General features: G+C 48.4%; 15 protein-coding genes. 13 read left to right on the top strand and 2 right to left on the bottom strand.

Going from position 1 to position 18,090, the window contains the following annotated elements; translation table 11 throughout:
• Positions 1-67: 67 nt before the first annotated feature.
• Entirely contained in the window at positions 68-1,297 is a 1,230-nt protein-coding gene (locus tag C7R92_RS10415) for an MDR family MFS transporter (RefSeq protein WP_106834197.1), read from the top strand.
• Here the strand turns inward: C7R92_RS10415 and C7R92_RS10410 are convergent.
• Positions 1,278-1,649, bottom strand: coding sequence for a VOC family protein (locus C7R92_RS10410; RefSeq protein WP_069848308.1), 372 nt, complete (start codon positions 1,647-1,649; stop codon positions 1,278-1,280). The genes C7R92_RS10415 and C7R92_RS10410 overlap by 20 nt on opposite strands.
• A 98-nt stretch (positions 1,650-1,747) precedes the next feature.
• Here C7R92_RS10410 and C7R92_RS10405 point away from each other — a divergent pair, with 98 nt between their 5' ends.
• A complete protein-coding gene (locus C7R92_RS10405; RefSeq protein ID WP_106834196.1) occupies positions 1,748-2,674 on the top strand; it encodes a serine/threonine protein kinase in 927 nt (308 codons plus the stop codon).
• Here C7R92_RS10405 and C7R92_RS10400 read toward each other — a convergent pair.
• Entirely contained in the window at positions 2,655-4,685 is a 2,031-nt protein-coding gene (locus C7R92_RS10400) for a VWA domain-containing protein (RefSeq protein WP_106834195.1), read from the bottom strand. The two genes, C7R92_RS10405 and C7R92_RS10400, sit on opposite strands and share 20 nt — an antisense overlap.
• 550 nt (positions 4,686-5,235) lie before the next feature.
• On the opposite strand from C7R92_RS10400, the gene C7R92_RS10395 reads away from it, so the two are divergent.
• The 11 genes from C7R92_RS10395 to C7R92_RS10345 all read left to right on the top strand — a co-directional run bounded on the left by C7R92_RS10395 (position 5,236) and on the right by C7R92_RS10345 (position 18,090).
• The gene (locus tag C7R92_RS10395; protein ID WP_106834274.1) at positions 5,236-7,404 is read left to right on the top strand and encodes a transcriptional regulator; all 2,169 of its coding nucleotides are present in this window, start codon (positions 5,236-5,238) and stop codon (positions 7,402-7,404) included.
• A 150-nt stretch (positions 7,405-7,554) separates the two neighbouring features.
• Positions 7,555-7,980, top strand: a complete 426-nt coding sequence (locus C7R92_RS10390; RefSeq protein ID WP_069848092.1) for a membrane-associated protease 1 — start codon at positions 7,555-7,557, stop codon at positions 7,978-7,980.
• A 102-nt stretch (positions 7,981-8,082) separates the two neighbouring features.
• Positions 8,083-8,529 (top strand): J domain-containing protein, encoded by a 447-nt coding sequence (locus C7R92_RS10385; RefSeq protein WP_106834194.1) that lies wholly within the window; start codon positions 8,083-8,085, stop codon positions 8,527-8,529.
• 189 nt (positions 8,530-8,718) lie between these two features.
• Positions 8,719-9,273, top strand: coding sequence for an FHA domain-containing protein (locus tag C7R92_RS10380; protein WP_106834193.1), 555 nt, complete (start codon positions 8,719-8,721; stop codon positions 9,271-9,273).
• Positions 9,274-9,344: 71 nt separating this feature from the next.
• A complete protein-coding gene (locus C7R92_RS10375) occupies positions 9,345-9,875 on the top strand; it encodes an FHA domain-containing protein (RefSeq protein ID WP_017252081.1) in 531 nt (176 codons plus the stop codon).
• A gap of 5 nt (positions 9,876-9,880) precedes the next feature.
• Entirely contained in the window at positions 9,881-10,720 is an 840-nt protein-coding gene (locus tag C7R92_RS10370) for a PP2C family protein-serine/threonine phosphatase (RefSeq protein ID WP_017252080.1), read from the top strand.
• Positions 10,721-10,740: 20 nt separating this feature from the next.
• A complete protein-coding gene (locus C7R92_RS10365; protein WP_106834192.1) occupies positions 10,741-12,591 on the top strand; it encodes a PP2C family protein-serine/threonine phosphatase in 1,851 nt (616 codons plus the stop codon).
• Complete coding sequence (locus tag C7R92_RS10360; protein ID WP_106834191.1) at positions 12,588-13,865, top strand: normocyte-binding protein; 1,278 nt, start codon at positions 12,588-12,590, stop codon at positions 13,863-13,865. The genes C7R92_RS10365 and C7R92_RS10360 overlap by 4 nt, the downstream gene beginning before the upstream one ends.
• Positions 13,856-14,551 carry an iron-dependent peroxidase gene (locus tag C7R92_RS10355; protein ID WP_106834190.1) on the top strand — a complete coding sequence of 232 codons (696 nt, stop codon included), beginning with the start codon at positions 13,856-13,858 and terminating at the stop codon, positions 14,549-14,551. Before C7R92_RS10360 ends, C7R92_RS10355 begins: the two co-directional genes overlap by 10 nt.
• 51 nt (positions 14,552-14,602) lie before the next feature.
• Positions 14,603-17,266, top strand: coding sequence for an acetate and sugar kinases/Hsc70/actin family protein (locus C7R92_RS10350; RefSeq protein ID WP_106834189.1), 2,664 nt, complete (start codon positions 14,603-14,605; stop codon positions 17,264-17,266).
• Between the two features lie 44 nt (positions 17,267-17,310).
• Positions 17,311-18,090, top strand: coding sequence for a DNA and RNA helicase (locus C7R92_RS10345; RefSeq protein WP_106834188.1), 780 nt, complete (start codon positions 17,311-17,313; stop codon positions 18,088-18,090).

The raw sequence follows: 18,090 nt of genomic DNA, 5'->3' as shown, positions 1-18,090 counted from the left end.
TCTAGATCCATATACTGAAGATAACACGAGAGATAACAAACGGGAATGGGAAAGAGAGATGGGGAGAATGAGATTTCATCCGGTGGCATGGGGTGTCATTATCGGAACCTTTTTGTCACGCACAGGCTTTTTTATGACGCTTCCGTTTTTGGGCATTTATTTAGGAAAGGTAAAAGGAATTGATCCGGCGATCGTTGGCTCGATCCTCGCACTCAGCTTGCTGGTTGGAACGATTAGTAGCTTTGCTGGGGGAGCACTGTCAGACCGATTGGGCAGATATCCAGTGATGATCACTGCGATGGGAGCTTGGAGCATCGTCTTGATCGGATTCGTTTTTGCGACGGAGACGTGGATGTTCTTTGGTTTAAGTGCCTGCAACGGCCTTTTTCGAAACGTATTTGAGCCGACTGCCCGCGCCCTGCTGGCGGATGTCACGCCGGATGATCAGCGGGCAGCTGTTTTCAATGCCAGGTATTTCGCGATCAACCTGGGTGGAGCAATTGGTCCGTTAATCGGCTTGCAGCTAGGTGCAGGAAGTACATCCTTGTTGCCGTTCCTCGTCACAGCCATCATTTTTGCCGTGTACGCAGCCATACTGGTGGTATTTATGATCATGTTCAAGGAACAACTAAAGAAGGACGTGGCTGCTGATCCGGTCACCATGAATCAGATGGCACGCATTGTTTTTACAGACAAAGTATTTCTTTACTTGTTGCTCGGGAATTTGTTCGTTGCTGGTGCCTACTCACATCTGGACACCACACTCTCCCAGTACATTGGGCATGATCGAATAGAGGCATATTCCTTTTTGTTTGTAGTGAATACTATCTCGGTTTTAGCGCTTCAATATCCGCTCGCGAAGTTTATGAAGCGGTACTCATCGATGACCGCGTTGAAGCTGGGCTGTCTATTGTTTGGGCTGGGGCTGTTCGGCTTCGGGCTATTTACGAATTTGTTTTGGCTCTCCGTGGCGATGGTGGTGTTTACGATCGGCGAAATCTTGTGCTTTGTCGTCGGAGATATCCTGATCGGGGAGATCGCTCCCCAGCATTTACGTGGAGCGTATTACGGCGCCAGCGGCTTTGCCTTCCTTGGACAGAGTGTGTGTGCGTGGGTCGGCGGGATATTGCTCCAGGTACTCGGCTTTGGACAAGGACCGCTCATCTTCGCCATCCTCATGCTGTTGACCTTTATCGCGTTTCCGTTCTATCAACGGGGCCAGTACGTATGGGAGCAGCGGCAACATCAAAGAAAAAGCTGTGAAAAATCTTCACAAGTTAGTTGTTCTTCTGGATGACTCCCCACATATTTCCGCTCGGGTCAAAAAACTTGAGCACCCATCCGAAGCCATCGTTTTGGTAGTGGGTAATCGAGACTTCATGGGCCTGCAAATATTCATGGAGTGCATGCACATCGGAAGTGGTGTACAAAAAAACAGGCATGGGTTGATGATCAACGGTAAAGGTTGCGGACGTCTGCTCATCTGTTTCCCATATCATCAAGGTGGGCCCCGCAGACAGGGCAAGAAAAGCGGAAGTACGATACCGCACCTGTAAGGAAAAGCCAAGGTGATTGCAGTACCAGACAATGGCCTCTTCCAAATTTTTTACGGGAACTTGTACGTGAAGCAACGATTCCAAATGTGCCATGATCAATCATTCCTCTCTCCATCTTTTTTCTTTATATTGCCAGAATCCCCCATCTTTCGTTATCATTTTTTGAGAGGAAAGATAGGGGAGGCCATGACATGGGACAGATAGAACGGGAAAGAGGTCTGAAAAAAGGCACGATCCTGCAAAAAGCTTATCGGATCAAAAAGACCATTTCCACAAGTGAGCTGTCGAATGTGTATGTGGTCTACCATATGAAAAGCAAGCGGACACTCATTCTCAAAGAGTTTTTCCCTCAAGCATTAGCTATGCGAGATTTGGATCACGTGAAGGTCATTTGTCGCAGACCATCGTTACAAACCAAATTCGACATGCTGCTAGACAGCTTTTGGCAAGAGGCGTCCCTGCACCAAGAACTGAATCATCCAACTATCGTCGGATACATCGACCATTTTGCTGAAAATGGCACAGGTTATCTCGTCGTTGAGTATTGCAAAGGGAAGACGCTGGATGAGTATGTATTAGCCCAAGCCGAGCTTGATCTGGGAGCATTTTTGCATCAGACGGTACTTCCGGTATTTGACGGATTAGACTATTTGCACAAAAAAGGCATCATTCATCGCGATATCAAGCCCAAAAACATCTTGGTCACCGAAGCTGGTTATCCTATGCTGATCGATTTTGGCTCCGCGATCTATTTCGATAAGGATGAACCTAAGCCGATCGTGACGACAGAAGGATATTCACCGCTTGAGTTTTACTCGGGTCAATCCAAGCAAGGAGTAATCTCGGATATTTACAGCCTGGCTGCCACGCTGTATTACTGTCTGACCAAAGAGCGTCCCGTTGATGTGGCGGCAAGAGTGATTGAGGATCGCTTGCCATCGCTTCGAACGATCAACCCTGAGGTTCCGCTGCTCCTGGCGAATGTCATTATGTGGGGCTTGGCCGTCGACTCGAAAAAAAGATGCCCCACACTCAAGCTGTTTGCGACAGCGATTCGTGCAGAGCATCTGATTTGGAAGGGAAAGGCGCGCTTCTCTTTTAGGAAGCTTCCTCACTAGACGTTTTCTTAAAGCGAATTTCGATCTCGGTCATCCGATCCTCGAAGGTCACATACACCTTGTCGTTGTATTGGAGGACGAGCTTTTTATGTCGGGGCATGGCTTCCTTGCCCCGCTCAACTGTGCAGTGACTATGATTGACCAAGAGTAGCGTCTGATTTTTTCCTGGCTGGAAGTAAATCTTCTGCGCTTCGGGCAAATGCTCATTCACATCCAAACTGGTGAACAGATCCTGCAACGTGATCCGCTGTTTCTTGCCAAAGGAGGCGAGAGGCCAAAACTTGACAGGAATGTCATTGCCGCTTGCCGTGTGCAGGAAATACCCCTCAAGACGACCCACAAAGGCAGGTTTAGGACGTGTAAGCAGGTAAACACCATAGCCGATCGCTGCTACGAGCAACACAATCATGCCGATGGTGATGTAGCGATCCCATACCGAGTGTACGGTAATGACGAGTGGACCTGTGACACTTGCTCCTTCCGCATCCGTGGCGGTGATGGTGATTTCTGATGTGCCGCTTTTCTCTGGTGAGAGCTTCAGAGCCGCGTCTTGAATCGTAGCGACAAATCGTTCGTCTGGATCAGCGGTGACGATGGTATAGGTCAGCTTGTCGTTATTGGCGTCGGTGAAGAACGAACCTAAATCGATAGCCTGCTCACCGTTTTCCTTCTCGATCGTCAACGAGGCAGCAACTGGCGCGATATTCGTGATATCAAAAACGCTTGTAGCCGTCTCGCGATAAAAGTCCGGGCCATTCATAAAAATTCTCCACTCGTACTTGCCTGTGTGAGGGAAGACGTAGTCGACTGTAAAGCTATCGCCAAGATTCTTCATCGGGACCTTTTCTTCTTTTTTTCCCGCGAGATCGGTTACGATCAGTTCTGCTTGCATGGATGCGTACACATCCTTGTCATCCAGTCGTTTGCCACCCTCCAGATGGTGGAGATAGGTAGTAAACGTGGCAGGATTCCCCTTGATCACAGGTTCAGGCTTGACCTCTACACCAGCCATCAAGCTGTAATTCCCCAGTAAATTGATTTTCACCAAATCCCCGGGTTTGCCTCTAAATTTTACGAGATAGTTTCCCTTCTTCGGCTTTTCTATTTTCATCAGGGAGTATTTTTTGGATTTCATAAAATGCACATTTTGCGATTGATAGTACACTTGCGATTCCAGCAGCGGATTGTTCGACAATAGGATAATGTTCGCTTCCTGCATGCTGGCGTTAGGAATGGTCACGGTCACTTCCTGCAAGCCCCCGGTAGCTGTCATGGCCGCCACTGATACGAGCTGCGATTGAATATGCTTGGCAAAAATCTGATTGAAGATTTCGGGCAGATCATCCGTACTTTGTGTGACAAAGGAAGTTCCGCCTGTTGCCTCTGCGATTTTTTTCAATTGATCCTTTTGGACGGAGCCATCGCTATTGAGGCCAATCGTATAGATTGGATAGCCTTGCGCTTTTGCTTTTGCGATAGCTGTCTCCACGTCCTTGTTGGATGCTGCCACACTCCTGCCACCCGCATTTTGCCGCAAATCTGTTCCCCCGTCTGAGAGAAGGATCAAAAATGGCTTGCGAGCTGGGTCCTTTGCTTTTTCAATCATATCTGCCCCTCTGCCCAAACCGAGTCCCAAATCTGAATACCCAGAGTAACGCAACCCTTGAATGGTTCGCTTGAGCTGTTCCCGATTTCTTGCTTCGGCCATGCTCGCTAGAGACTGAGCTTGTACAATCCGATCATTATAAGCGACAAAGCCAATGCGGGTACGCGTGGCTTCGCTCATATCAATGAACATACTCATGACCTCTGCGGCTGTTTTGCCAGGGTCCGTTTTGTTCATGGAATTACTCGTATCAATGACAAAGACCGCGTCTACTCCCGCATCTGCTGTTCCATTTGCCCCCGCAGTAAGAGGGGCGGACAAGAAGAGCATGGGAAGGAGCAGTCCAATGACCACCATTCGAAAAAGTGGCGGTAGAGAGAGGGTTGACTGACGATTTTTGTACATACATTCACCTTTTTTCTGAAAAAAATTTTAAAAAGTTCATACCTTACTAAAATGGGGCGATTTACCTATAAATGTTTGTTCGTATAAAAGATCGGTTTCCTATTGCCGATGTATATAAAAGTTAATAACACCCATTTATGTAAATATGAGGTGAATGCATAATACTCCCCAGCGGCAACTAGGGAGAAATATCTATCAGTCCTTGTGCTTCTTTCCTAGTAAGAGAGTGGACAAGGCTGTGCTTATCACCATTTTTTCGAAGAACTAGGAAAGGAGACTCTGTGTCTTCAGCATAAAACGAGAATCCAAGAAAAGGAAGATTTGTGGAATAAAATGGGTCTAAATACTGGGAATGGTCTTCGGGATATAGGAAAATCGTCACAATCCGAGGAATGTTGACAAATTATGCGGGCTACGTTTAATTTAGAGGCAAGATTTTTTGCTTGTTTTTGGTATAAATGTCACGATTTTCATTTTCTTTCGAGAAGCAGGACTCATCATCTATCAAGTAGGACTAAGTGGTTATGCAGACAACAGAAAGGGGCCATTTATGGACATTATTAACCAGACCAACCGAACCATGCTGTTCGAAGAGATCAACCCGGAAAAATTGGACCTGATCACTATTGTTGGAGATGTAAAAGGCATCGACAGTCTCAGTGACGACAAGATCAAGGAGATCAACGAGCACCTCCTCGTGCGCAGCTTCGATGAGTTTTTGGACAAGTTCTCCCCGAGCGTTTATTCGTTCTACAATGCAGCGAACCAAAAAGTGATGTACACCTTGAAAAAGCCTGACGGAATTGCAGAGGATGCGATTTCTGAGATCAAGATCGATCAGAGCAACGACTTCTTGAAAATGCTGTTTACCCTGATTGATACGAAGCGCAGCCAAGGGATCACAAACGTGGATTTCAAATTCGAGAATTTGCTCGATATGATTTCCCCGAAAAAAGTGATGGATGACATCCGTCAGGTGCGCAAAGAGATTCACTACTTGTACGGCCATTACGAAAAGCTCGATGATGGTGATCCGAAGAAGCTCGATCTCGGTGACAAGCTGAACACGATGTTCGAGGATGCCAGCAAAAACTACAACAACGTCATGGCGATGCTGCCGCTGGCAATTGAAGATATCAAAACACGACTGCTCTTGGGCGGCGCACAAGAAGAGAACCAATCCGAAGCGATTCAGATCGGGATGCTGACGATTGGGGAAGACGGAGAACTGAAGATCATCGAAGCACCGAAGAGTGACAGCCGCGAGCTGATGGTTCTCGATGAAAACAGCGGAAACGGACTGATGAACGTTTTCGAAGAGGATTACGAGTCGATCACTGAGACGCCATCCTCCTATGTAAAAGATCTCGTGGTGCGCACCTTCTGCCCGCTACCGACGGTACATACCGAAGTCAACATTGAGACAGAAGTACAGAACTACAATACGTATCTGGAGTTTTACAAAAACGCCAAGGACGACTTCGTAAAAACGGTGAAGCCTTTGGTTGAGAAAATTTTGGGCGTGAAGATGTTCTTCGATCAGTACGTGACCAAGAACAAAGGCATGCAGCCAGCTATGCTGATCACGAATACGAAGCTCGACATGCTCGTGAAGTCCAGCAACATTCCACGTCTGGAGACTTACCTGAACACGGTCAACGCGAAAAACGACTTCACGGATACGATCTGGTTCGGAATTGTTCCATCTGTTGATATGGATTCCGCCGGAAAAGCACAAGTGACTCGCGAGCGTTTCCGTGGGAACGAAAAAGTCGTCAAGCAGGACGGCAATACGATGGAATCGCTCACCATGCTGCTCCAAGTCGTCAAGGACTTCAAGGTACAAGTGTTCTTCAGCTTCAGTACAGGTGAAGAAACGACCTTCAACAGCATGGCGACTGCGGGTATTGATAAATACATCGACAAGTGCGGAATCCTGGTGCGCAAAGAATTCAGTGAATTCGCGATCCCGAGCATTCCGAACTTCACGATTATTCCGAAAGATAAATCAGGAGTTGTCATCGACAGCAGAATGCTGCAAACCGAAGACGGCGTGAAGCTGTCCCAGGAAAAAGAAGACATCCTGAAGCTGTGGATCGAGGGTGTTTATGTCGGTGCCAGCTATGTAGCTGCTGGTGTCGTGGCAGCGTACCAGTGTCCAGAGTACTTGCGTGAGACATTCAAAGTGGTTAGCCGCGAATATCCGGGTGTGCGCTTTGACATCGAAGCAGGTGAAAATGGACTGCGCGCTATCACGACAATGGCCAAAGAAATCTCTGGCTTCACCAACAACATTAAAGATTCCATCAACCGCAAAAACTTTGGATTCGTCTTTTCTTCGGAAAATGCACAAATCCAAGGCAAAGATATCAAGCGCATTACGGTGTACAAGGCACGCAGCCTCGCCATGGCAGAGGACGGCTTTGATTCCATCTACAAAACACTGGTCAGCACCTATATCGAGCGGATTCTCCGCTTCCAGACTGGTGATTTCAAACACGACAACATCGTGAAGTTCTTCAGTAACAATCCGAGCAGCCAAAAAAGCAAATGGCTGGGCACACGCGGCTTCGTGAACTCCATCATTCACGATGGTGATGACATGAGCTACATCATCGATGACAAGAGCAATCTGTGCCATATCGATCTGGTGTTCAACGGCAATGTGAAAAATCTGGAGGTCACCATCACCAAAGGAACGACTCCGGTCAAAGCATAGCATTGATCCCCTGGAGAGCTGTTTATGAAACTTTTTGACACATTACGAAGGTGGTTAGAGGTGTGTTTCCCAAAACGCACCCTTACACATAAGCCTCGAAGCCAATCAGGTATTTCGAGAGCAAGATTTCATTTCAAGGAGGTTTTATTCATGGGTTTTCGACTCAAAGTAGAAGGTTCTGAAACAATTGAGCTGGGCATGGACAACATTCAGACAGTAAAGTACGACACTGACACGCCAGACGATTCCAACGCGCGCTCCACAGATGTGGGTGCAACACTGAAACTGACTGGCAAAATCATCACTGCAACAGATGGTGACAGTGCGGATGACACCATGAAGCTGGCTCTCTGGTCTTTGGTACCAGCAGAAAAAGCGGATTGCTACCGCAAAGTAACACTGGAAGTAATCGCTGCTGATCAAGTGATCCGCAAAATCTACTTCCCGAACGCATTCGTAGTGGATTACAACGAGAGCTTTGGCGATACCGAGGGTGTAGGAACATTCAGCATCTTCATCAAGCAAAAGAAAGACAAAACCGAACACACCAAAATCGAAGGCGGCTACGCTGTTTAGGTTTTGAGAGAAGTAAGGTAGGAAGAGCCGTACCTCGAAAGCCGTGTTCGAGGTACGGCTCTACAAAATAACCAAAATCATTGCCAGACAGAGGGTGCATGCATGAAAAATTATTACGAGATTCTGGGGCTAACCAAACAAGCTTCCACGAATGACATCAAAAAAGCATACCGTCAACTGGCAAAGCAGCATCATCCGGATGTCAATGCCGGGAGCAGTGAGTCAGAGAGAATTTTTAAAGAAATTACCGAGGCCTATCAAACATTGCAGGACCCAGCCTTGCGCGAGGCGTACGACGCGCGTTACGAAGCTTTTCAGCAGAAGAAACAACAGACAGGCCATACAAGTGGCACGAAACAAGGGCAAAGCAAACAGCAAGCACAGACTGCATCGGGTATGAACTTCGAAGATGTGGGAAGCACCTTTGAACGATTTTTTGGATTTAATCCGAAGACAGGCGAGATGAACGACAGCATGAAGTCCGGCAAAAAAAATCCACTGGATACAACGGATATGTTTGAACAGTTTTTCCGCATGAAGAAAAAATAAGATGGAAAAATCGGGCTTGGATGACAGCTCTTTCATGACATAGAGGTAGTAGCAACCTGCTCCTGTCTTTGGATGGATGTCCATACATACACCATTCGCCCAAAGCTCGGAGCATTTTTCTTAAAAGGAAGTTCAAAAATTCGTCTTTTGAACAAGAGCATTTATAGGTAGTTGATTGGGGGGAAAGATGTGGCGAAGAAAAAAGGGTACCAAAAGTCCATCAGAGTGAAGCTCATAGAGCTGCTGATTTCCATTCTTGTGATTAGTGCACTCATTTATGTCTTTGGTTATACGGACAGCAACACTCTGAAAATTATTACAGGAATTGCCTTCGGACTCTTTTTGTTCGGGGTCATTATCGTCAAATTCGGAAGCCCCGACGAACCAGAGCCAAAGAAAGAGGATGGCGTCACCAAACTGGTTCTATTAGATGAAGAGGGAGAGAGCGTGAAGGAGTGGTTCATCCAAGGAGAGACATCCCTTTTGATCGGCAAAAGCTCCGCGCAAAACGAGGTCGACATCGACTTGGCGGACGCGGAATACGCTGCCTTGATCAGCAAGCAGCATGCGGTTCTGAATCAAGCGTCTGGGAATTGGTTCATCGAGGATATTCATTCCAAAAACGGCACAGGCATCAAGCAGCCGAACAAACGCGACAAGAGCAAGCTGGAGATTGAACAGCCGCATAACGTTAAGGCTGGCGACATCATTTACATAGCCAATACCCGATTGTTGTTGAAATAACAACGGGGGAAACAGCGCTTTTACACACATACATATCGTCCTTGCACGGAACGAAACGGGGGAGCAGAAGAATGAGTTTGACAAGATGCGCGAATGGTCACATGTTTAGCACCAGAAAACACGGAAGTACCTGCCCTTATTGCAGTATGGTCGTTGAGCCTGGGGCAAAGCCGGACAACAAAGCACCAGCGAGAGTGGCAGACGACGATAAAACGATGCCGTACCTGGGAGAAACAGAAGGGATTGAGCCTGTTACCGGATGGCTGGTATGTATTGAGGGGCCGCAACAAGGTCAAGATTACCGCATTATGGCGGAGAAGAACTTCATCGGTCGCGCAGAGGATATGCATATCCGAATCGTCGGAGACAACACGATCTCTCGCCGCAATCATGCGGTAATTGTTTACGATCCGAAAAAACGCAACTTTTACTTGCTCCCGGGTGATGCGTCGGGGCTTGCCTATCATAACAATGAAGCAGTGTACACACCAGTCGAGCTTACTGCGTACGATGTGCTTCAGCTCGGAAAGAGTACCTTTATTTTCATCCCGCTGTGCGGTGTTCACTTCGAGTGGGACAACTCTAACAAAGGCAAGGAATGATGAGCATGTTTCAACAGGGCGCAATCCCGTATCTGGTCGTCCTCGGCGTGATCATTGCCATTACTCTTTTGTTTCGTCTGCGTGCAACTTTGATCCGGCAAGAAAAGAATCCCGTCATCCAGATCGGAAATGGACAGACGATCGGCAGACGAGAAGAACAGGATGATTACTTTTCTACAGCAACATCGTCTCATGGGACGATTGCGATCTTGGCTGATGGAATCAGTGGACTGGCTAACGGCAGACTTGCTTCAACGCTTGCCGTGACTACATTTATCCGCGAATTTACAAAGCTGGACAACCCGAAGCATATGTCCCTCTTCTTTTCCCGGGCTGCTTCTCTGGCCAATTCGGAGATTTTGCAGGCGCTGAGAGGAAGTCGGGGTGGGACCACGCTGGTCGCTGGCGTAATCGTAGAGGACAAGCTGTACTGGGGAGCGGTTGGAGACAGTATCATTACTGTTTTCCGGGATGGAGAATTCATCCCGATCAATCAAAAAGACATTTATGAGTCGGTGCTGGAGGCTCGTTTTCTGTCCGGTGAGATTACGAAGGACGAGGCGCTGGAGCATCCGCAGAAAAAACAGCTGATCAACTACTTGGGCTATGACAACTTTCAAAATATTGAAATTGGACGTGAGCCGTTTCCGCTTGAGAAGGGAGACAAGGTCATTCTGTGTAGTGACGGCGTCTACGATACGTTAACCGAGATGGAGCTCGAGCAGATTTTGTTCCAAAAAATCGCTGCCCATGACGCGGCTGACCAAATCATTGAAGCGGTGGAAAGCAAGCAAAAAGCCAATCAGGACAACGCAACCATTCTCATCCTGGAAAAAGGCTGGTAACGGGGGAGCGGGTAGTACGAATGAGAAAGGACAACAGTGAATTCATTACCGGGTTTCTATCCGAATCAGGCAGCTTCGTTCGCAACAAGGATTACTTTGCCTATGCCGAGCTGGATGATATCGCGTGCTGGGTAATCGCCCGCGGATTGGACAACGATCAGGAAGTAGAGAGTGCAGAGTTGGCGGCCAAAAGCGTTCTTGGCTATTTTTTGCAGAGGCCGTCTATTTCGCGTTATCGCATTCGCCGCTATTTACAGGAGGCCCATCGTGTCTTGCAAGCCGAGAGCCATCGCGTCAGATTAAAAGCGAGCTTGACGGTAATCGTAACGGACTATGCCAGAGTGAGGTACGGTGTCGCTGGTAACACCCGACTGTATCAGTTTCGCAATGGCCGACTGCAATGGCAAAGCAAGGATCAGAGTCTTGCCCAACAGATGGTGGATGGGGAGGAAATCGCAGAGGACTCGCTTGATCAGCACGAGGAGCGGCATAATCTCTTGAGCTATTTGGGGACACCCAATGAATTTCGCCCGTTTATCTCCAAGAAGCTTCCGCTCTATGACGGTGATGTTTTTCTGCTTGCCACCCCAGGTCTGTGGGAAAAGGTGAATTCGGCCGAAATGAAGGACGGGCTTCAAGAGGCGACAGATCCTGAAACCTGGATCGATACGTTGGAAGACGTGCTTTTGAGCAAGCAAGAGCATGTCGTTCAAAACTACACGGCAGCCGCTATTTTTGCGAACAAAATTTTCAAGACAGACCCGCAAAAAAAATGGCGGATTATCAAACGGGTGGCACTCATCCTTCTCGTGCTTGCCTTGGCTGGAGGCGGAGCTCTGCTGTTCAAGATGAAAGAAGCGGAGCGCATCGCGGATGCTGCGACAGGCATGTTCGAGCATGAAACAGCCGGAGACGCTTTCATTGCGGAGAGCGATTATCCGAAGGCACTCAAGGCGTACAGCGAAGCCCGAAATGCTGCAAATATCGTCAAAAACAAAATTCAAGCCACTCTCTTGGCGAAAAAAATCCGCATTACACAGTTGATCGTGGATGGAGATACGGCTGTAAAAGATGAGCAGTTCGCCAAGGCATTGGATAAGTACGACAAGGCGCTCAAGGAAATGAAAGGGCGCGAAGATTTTAACGAACCGGAGATTTTGGAGAAGAAAGAAAAGACGCAATCGTATGTACTCGTCATGCAGTGGAAAAAGGAAGGCGATCTCTTGTTTGAGGCGCAGGATTACGCTGGTGCAGAAGCCTATTACCAAAAGGCGCGCAAGCTGGCGTTGGAAACGTCTTTTGTAACAGGAGAAAAGGAGCTTCGCACCAAGCTGGATGAGGTAGCTTCCAAAAAGACCGGCATTGACAAGGAAAAGAAGACGCTCGATGGTGACAAGCTGGAGAAGCAAGGCGACGAGAGCTATGCGGCGCAAGACTTCGAGGGAGCGATCCAATCGTATACGCAGGCGCAGGAAATTTATCAGGAGATTGGTGTGCTGGAAAAAGTTTTGGCGATGGAGCGCAAGGTGACAAAGGCAGAGGAGAAGCTAAATCCTCCTGCTGATCCGCCTTCGGCAGGTGCGCCAGCAGGCCAACCTTCTGTGCAAGGGACGAGTGCTGCGAGTCAACCTCCGGCAGCTCAGGTGAATCAAACGGCACCAGTTAACCAGACAGCTCCTATCAATCAGGCAGTCCCAGTCAATCCGGTGGCTCCAACTTACCAGCCAGCTCCGGCGCCCCAAGTAGCGCCGACCAATCAAGCAGCCCCGCCAGCCGAGACAGCTCCGGCGACTCAACCAGTTCAGTCACCGCAAGCTAATCCACCAGCTACAGCCAATCCGACACAGGAGGAGGCAGCGAAAACGCCATGAAAGAGATCGTACTGGATCGTTTGAACAAAATGGAGGAGCTGGAGCAGCGCAGGTTGCTCAAGCAGATCATGAACGGTGTCTTCCTCAACCTGGTCGAGTATCAGGAGGAGATGCAGAAGAAGCTGGAGGAGCGTGTTTTTTCCGAGATCGAGGACAAGGAAGATAAGCATGACATCTACGTGACCCTCTGCCATCGAGATGATTTTGACCCGATCCACGAGTATTTGTACCCGATGATCCCTGGCGATGAGGAAAAGAAGATATGTGATCGCAAAGAATTGGCGGTCAGGCTCAGCAACCAGGAAGAAGCGGTCATGATGACGATCTTTTTAGAGTGTGAATATGACAAGATTCAGGCGCTGATGATGAGCAAGCGAACCTTCAAGGGTCGTCTGAACACGGCAGGCAATCACTATCCAATCGAGGTGCGCCTCCAACAAAGTCGTGTGTATATGGATGAGCTGGAAAAGCTGTACAACATGTTTCAAAAGAACGGGATGCCGTGGAAAACGGTGAATCACCCTTACGCCAGCAAGTTTTTCGATGTCATTCTGGTTGCCTGTGAGGGCACGTTTACAGAAGACGAAGAGATACTGGAAATGTCGATTACCCTTGATGAGTGGGAGCCTTACAAAAAGCTGGACGTGATCCCGTTGTGGAACATCGAGCGTTTGGCTTTAAAAAACATCGGCTTTCCCGTACCTGCCATTGACCGGGTGAACTTCGAGCATGTCCTGTCGTTACGCAAGACGGGTAGTGAGCACGGGTATTTGGTGGATGGAGATGAGGAGCTGATTCGCTACATCAAGCGTTCGCCGGAAGAGCTCACGATCGTCTCGCCTCAGGAGAAGTCGGGAGTTTGGAACGTATGCAAAATTACACAGCCTGTCACGACCCGCATCGGGAGACTGGATTACGAATTGGTGTCCAATCGTCGCAAAAACAGCTTCGTTGGGAGCTATGCGCGGAAGCAGGCGATGACCGTACGGGCTAAAGGAGAGATTATCCGAATTGTCCATTCCTTTGAAGCCGCTGAACAATTGGAGCTAGTGAATGTAGAGATCCGGGACAAAAACAATCGGCCTCCCGCTACGTACGGCTTAAATCCGTTCATTAGCGATAACGTCCGTGTAGAAAACGACAAGAAGATCATGGCTCTCGGCTTTCGGAGACGCGGGGCGAACAGCTTTCTTCTCCAAGACATGATGAGCTTCCTCGTCTCCGAGGTTCAAATGTATTTTCCGGAATACAAGTGTGAAGGAGAATGGGCTTGAATTACATCTGGGATTTGGTTATTCGTGCAAAACGCGCCGGGATCGCCCAAAAAGACATCCAGTTCCAAGCGGCCAAAGTGTACTCGCCCTACATGGAGCTGAGTCATGAGGCCATCAACGCCAAAACGGTGGACAAGACAGTAGAAGTGAATCCTTACTACCGCTTCGACGATATTTTCCGTGACCTTTTCGACGCCAATTACTCGGACGATGTAGAGCTTCGGCATACCTTGTTTGATATCATCATCCATTTGCTGGCAGAGATTGATATGTCGCAAGGGATGAACAAGCGTGAATACCACATCCGTTTTGTATTGCGCGACTTGGAAGCGGGGCTGTTCGGCAGTCGGGTACAGGAAAATATCCGACTTTTTACCAAAGAGGAGCAAGAGATTATCGCAGGTAATATTTTGCGCTTGTATGAGACCGGCGAAGCGGTGTACCTGCTCAAGGATACGATGCGCAAAATTTTCTCTCACTCTACCATTTACGCCAATTGCGAAGAAAAAGATGAGCTGCTGATTTACGTCGGGCAGTCGGAAAGTGAAACGGCACATGCCAAGCTCGCTTTAATCAAGGATATTTTTCTACCGGTTCGGTTCCATACAGAGATTTATTGGCGAAATCATTTCGGCATTTTGGATGTCGAGGAAACGATGCAAATCGACAGTGTTGCACTGTACTAGAGTTTTTTGACCGATTGACCCCAACAAAGGTCGGGAGAGAGGAGAGTTGGGATGACTACCTATTCATATAAGCTTCATCTCCAAAAAGGCAGCGGGGATGGAAAAAATCAAAGGGGAGCAACCTACACGCGGGATGAGCTGATGGAGATGACGACTTTTCAGCTGCGAAATATATGTTACAAAGAAAAGCTTGTCACCTCACTCGTAAATAATCTCGACAGAGAAGACTTAATTTTCACGGTCCTCCGTTTTCGCGGTGCAGAGGAGAGACTATTAATTGATCGGGTTGTTCCGGGGGGATTCGAACGTCTCGAAGCTGCTCTGGCTAAATATTTGAACACTCCGCTGCCGGGTGTGGATTCTATCAAGATTCCAGCGAAAATGTACCTGTACGTAGGACTCGCTATAGACAAGTTGGACAATTATCGGGTCGAAACGACGCTTGGTCTGTCCGAGTCCAACGTGCTGCTGGTGAACGAACATATGGAACTGTGCGGTGTTCTTCATCTGCATAAAGACAAAGACGATAGGAGAGCGGGGCATTTTACGCTGCACGCTCACCAGGATGCTCCATTGAGAAAAACCGTCAATCAAAACTACAGCCTGCTCTTTTTCCGCAAGCAGGATTCGGAGTATTTGTACAAGGCATATCACCAGGACCATCCGTTGCCGCCGGTCAATCTCCACTACTACAAAGTACCGGTGACAGACCTCGAGATCAGGGAATTGGAAGAAACAGATGCCGTTCTCGCGATTGATTTTGGTACCTCCTCGACGACAGCGGGTACTTTTCTCGACCATCAGTATGTCAGCTCCCCTTCTAGCAACGACTTGTTGAATGGACGTATACGCTTGAATGCGATCAATTACGTCTCTTTCCCCGATACAACGCAAAAAAACGAGGAATGGATCGAGGTGCTGCCGACGGCTGTCAGCGTGGCGGATTGCTCCTCTCCACATGACGTTCGCTTTCACATCGGTTATGAAGCACTGCGGCACATGAAAAAGAACGGATACAGCACAAACGCGACCGTGTTTCAAGGCATCAAGCGCTGGGTGAACAGCTATCACAAGATCGAAGAGGTCATGGACAGCCAAGGGAATACCGCGACTGTGAAACGAAGCGACATCCTGCGCCAGTACCTTCTTCACGTCATTCAAATGGCCGAGCATCAATTCAAATGCCGCTTTCGTCATCTGCATATCACAAGTCCGGTCAAGCTGAAAACGCAGTTTCTTGAGATGTTCACGGAGATTTTGCCTGAGTATCGCATCGAATCAGAGCACGCTCTCGATGAAGGAATGGCCGTCCTGTTCAACACGATTGCGGATCAAATTGACAAAAACAGCTTTCTAGATGGGGAAACGTATCAAGCGCTCGTCATCGATTGTGGTGGAGGAACGACGGATCTGTCATCATGCCATTTCCGGATCGAGGACGGACATATCTCCTATCGCATCGATATCGATACGACCTATGAAAACGGCGACACCAATTTTGGTGGCAACAACATTACGTATCGTATCATGCAATTTATGAAAATCGTCTTCGCGGACTATTACGGAAAAGGGCGGCAAGTGACCGACATCGACCAGATCATCGACATCCCTGGATCGGAAATTTTCCGGTACGTGGATGAATACGGCGTCGACTCCATCTATGAACGCTTCGAGGCGAGATATCGGGAAGCTGAGGCGATTTTGCCGACTCGCTACAAGGAGTACGAGAATAAGAGCCGGGACGAATATCAGCGTGTCCGAAATAATTTTCACTTTTTGTGGGACCTCGCTGACCACATGAAAAAAGAATTTTTCCGTCAGACCGGCATTCTGCGAAATCGCTTCACATCCGATACAGAAAATCGTCAAGAGCCTGATCTAAAGCTGACGGCAGTCGAGCGATGGGTGTTGTCGATACGGGAGGATGGTCACTTCCGGGATGTGTTTGATTTTCCGGATGTCGTATTCAACGCTAAAGAGATCAATCACCTGATCAAGGCGGATATTTACGAGATTTTGCGCGTCTTCTTGGACGATTTTTATCAACAGGGAAGGTTGGCTGACTTCTCGATCATCAAGCTGACTGGGCAGTCGTGCCGGATTGATGTTTTCCGTGAAGCGCTCAAAGAGTTTGTCCCAGGACGCAGTATCGAGTTCCGGCAAAAGTCAGAGGATGCAGGCAAGGTGCCAGATCTGAAGCTGTCTTGCTTACGTGGGGCACTGCGCTACCAAAGTGCCAAAAAGGCAGGCTTCATCGAAGCGCAAATTACGAACCATGCGCCGATCGTCCCGTATTCCGTGACCGCCTTCACGCATAACAAGCAAGAGAGAGTGCTGATTCACAGTCAGGAAAAGCTGAGTCTCGTGCATGGCTCTATCTCGCGTCCCTACGGCGTGAGCGAAGTTGAATTTTATCTCAAGGAAAATGACGGCCAGCTGCGCCAGCGGTACTTGTACATGGATGAGCCTGCTCAATACAAAAACGTGTTGTATGAGGACATCGCGAGCAAGTACGGAACGCATATCCCGCAGGATGAGACTGACTCGATTCAAAATGGCGAGTCGAAATACTTCGTTTTTGCGAGCGGCAGTGAGTGGGGATTCCATGTCGTGCCAGTAGCTCGTCTGAATGAACAGCTTGCTTTGGGAAAAAAGGTTTTCTTTGCTTTTGAGAGTGACTTGTCCGAGCTGGATTTCTTTGACGGGATGAAATGATCAAGTAACCAGGCAGCTTAAATGAACAGGAAGGGGGAACAGCGGTGTTTTCCCATCTCTATCCCAATTTTCATAAAGGGCGAATTCTCAAGCGAGAGATGCTTGAAAATCTGCGTGATTACCCGCGGCATTTTGTAGATTTATACTTTCAGGATTATACAGACGGCATTATTTCTGGGGTGGATGTATCGATAGGCGAAGGGCACCTCACTGTCGGCAGAGGAATCGTCAAGCATCAAGGACGGATTTATTTGTTCGACCGCGAAGAGCGTGTTCCTTATGAGGCCACAGGTACGGAGACGGTACTCAAGATTCGCTTTCACGAGGAGACTTCGCTGACCGACTATTACGTTTACGAGACGTTATTTGTACTCGATCAGGAGATAGAGTCACGCCAGGATGAAAAGGAGCTGGGGCGCTTCAAGCTCAAGCAAGGGGCAAGGCTTCGCGGGGATTATCAGGATTTAGCCGATATGGCGACGGAATTCAATACATGGAATATCGTGCATGTCGAACATGCCGGGAGAAACGAGCCAACACTTGCTCCTTTCATCCTGCGGTATTTTGCGAATGAAATGCTGAAAACTGTCACCAATCACCCGTATGATCTCGCCTTTGCCATGCAGTGCTTGAATGCGGACAGGGTAGAGCGGGGGCTCATTCTTCATTATATAGGCAACAGAATGGGGACTGGTTACCGCGAGTACACGAACCTGCAGATTCTCAAATACCTCGCACGTATATTGGATGACGCCAAGAGTGGCGGAAAGTCCTCAAAAACCGAGTGGAAAACAGGCGGGCGTCAGCGGGTTATTGTTGATTAA

Source organism: Brevibacillus porteri (genome assembly GCF_003013475.1).
GTDB lineage: Bacteria > Bacillota > Bacilli > Brevibacillales > Brevibacillaceae > Brevibacillus > Brevibacillus porteri.
The sequence above is the reverse complement of the archived record's forward strand: the minus strand, read 5'-3'. Positions and strand labels throughout refer to the sequence as shown.

Coding starts and splice junctions, on each gene's coding strand:
- C7R92_RS10415 (WP_106834197.1), top strand. CDS start 68: ATGAGATTTCATCCGGTGGCATGGGGTGTCATTATCGGAACCTTTTTG.
- C7R92_RS10410 (WP_069848308.1), bottom strand. CDS start 1,649: ATGGCACATTTGGAATCGTTGCTTCACGTACAAGTTCCCGTAAAAAAT.
- C7R92_RS10405 (WP_106834196.1), top strand. CDS start 1,748: ATGGGACAGATAGAACGGGAAAGAGGTCTGAAAAAAGGCACGATCCTG.
- C7R92_RS10400 (WP_106834195.1), bottom strand. CDS start 4,685: ATGTACAAAAATCGTCAGTCAACCCTCTCTCTACCGCCACTTTTTCGA.
- C7R92_RS10395 (WP_106834274.1), top strand. CDS start 5,236: ATGGACATTATTAACCAGACCAACCGAACCATGCTGTTCGAAGAGATC.
- C7R92_RS10390 (WP_069848092.1), top strand. CDS start 7,555: ATGGGTTTTCGACTCAAAGTAGAAGGTTCTGAAACAATTGAGCTGGGC.
- C7R92_RS10385 (WP_106834194.1), top strand. CDS start 8,083: ATGAAAAATTATTACGAGATTCTGGGGCTAACCAAACAAGCTTCCACG.
- C7R92_RS10375 (WP_017252081.1), top strand. CDS start 9,345: ATGAGTTTGACAAGATGCGCGAATGGTCACATGTTTAGCACCAGAAAA.
- C7R92_RS10370 (WP_017252080.1), top strand. CDS start 9,881: ATGTTTCAACAGGGCGCAATCCCGTATCTGGTCGTCCTCGGCGTGATC.
- C7R92_RS10365 (WP_106834192.1), top strand. CDS start 10,741: ATGAGAAAGGACAACAGTGAATTCATTACCGGGTTTCTATCCGAATCA.
- C7R92_RS10360 (WP_106834191.1), top strand. CDS start 12,588: ATGAAAGAGATCGTACTGGATCGTTTGAACAAAATGGAGGAGCTGGAG.
- C7R92_RS10355 (WP_106834190.1), top strand. CDS start 13,856: ATGGGCTTGAATTACATCTGGGATTTGGTTATTCGTGCAAAACGCGCC.
- C7R92_RS10350 (WP_106834189.1), top strand. CDS start 14,603: ATGACTACCTATTCATATAAGCTTCATCTCCAAAAAGGCAGCGGGGAT.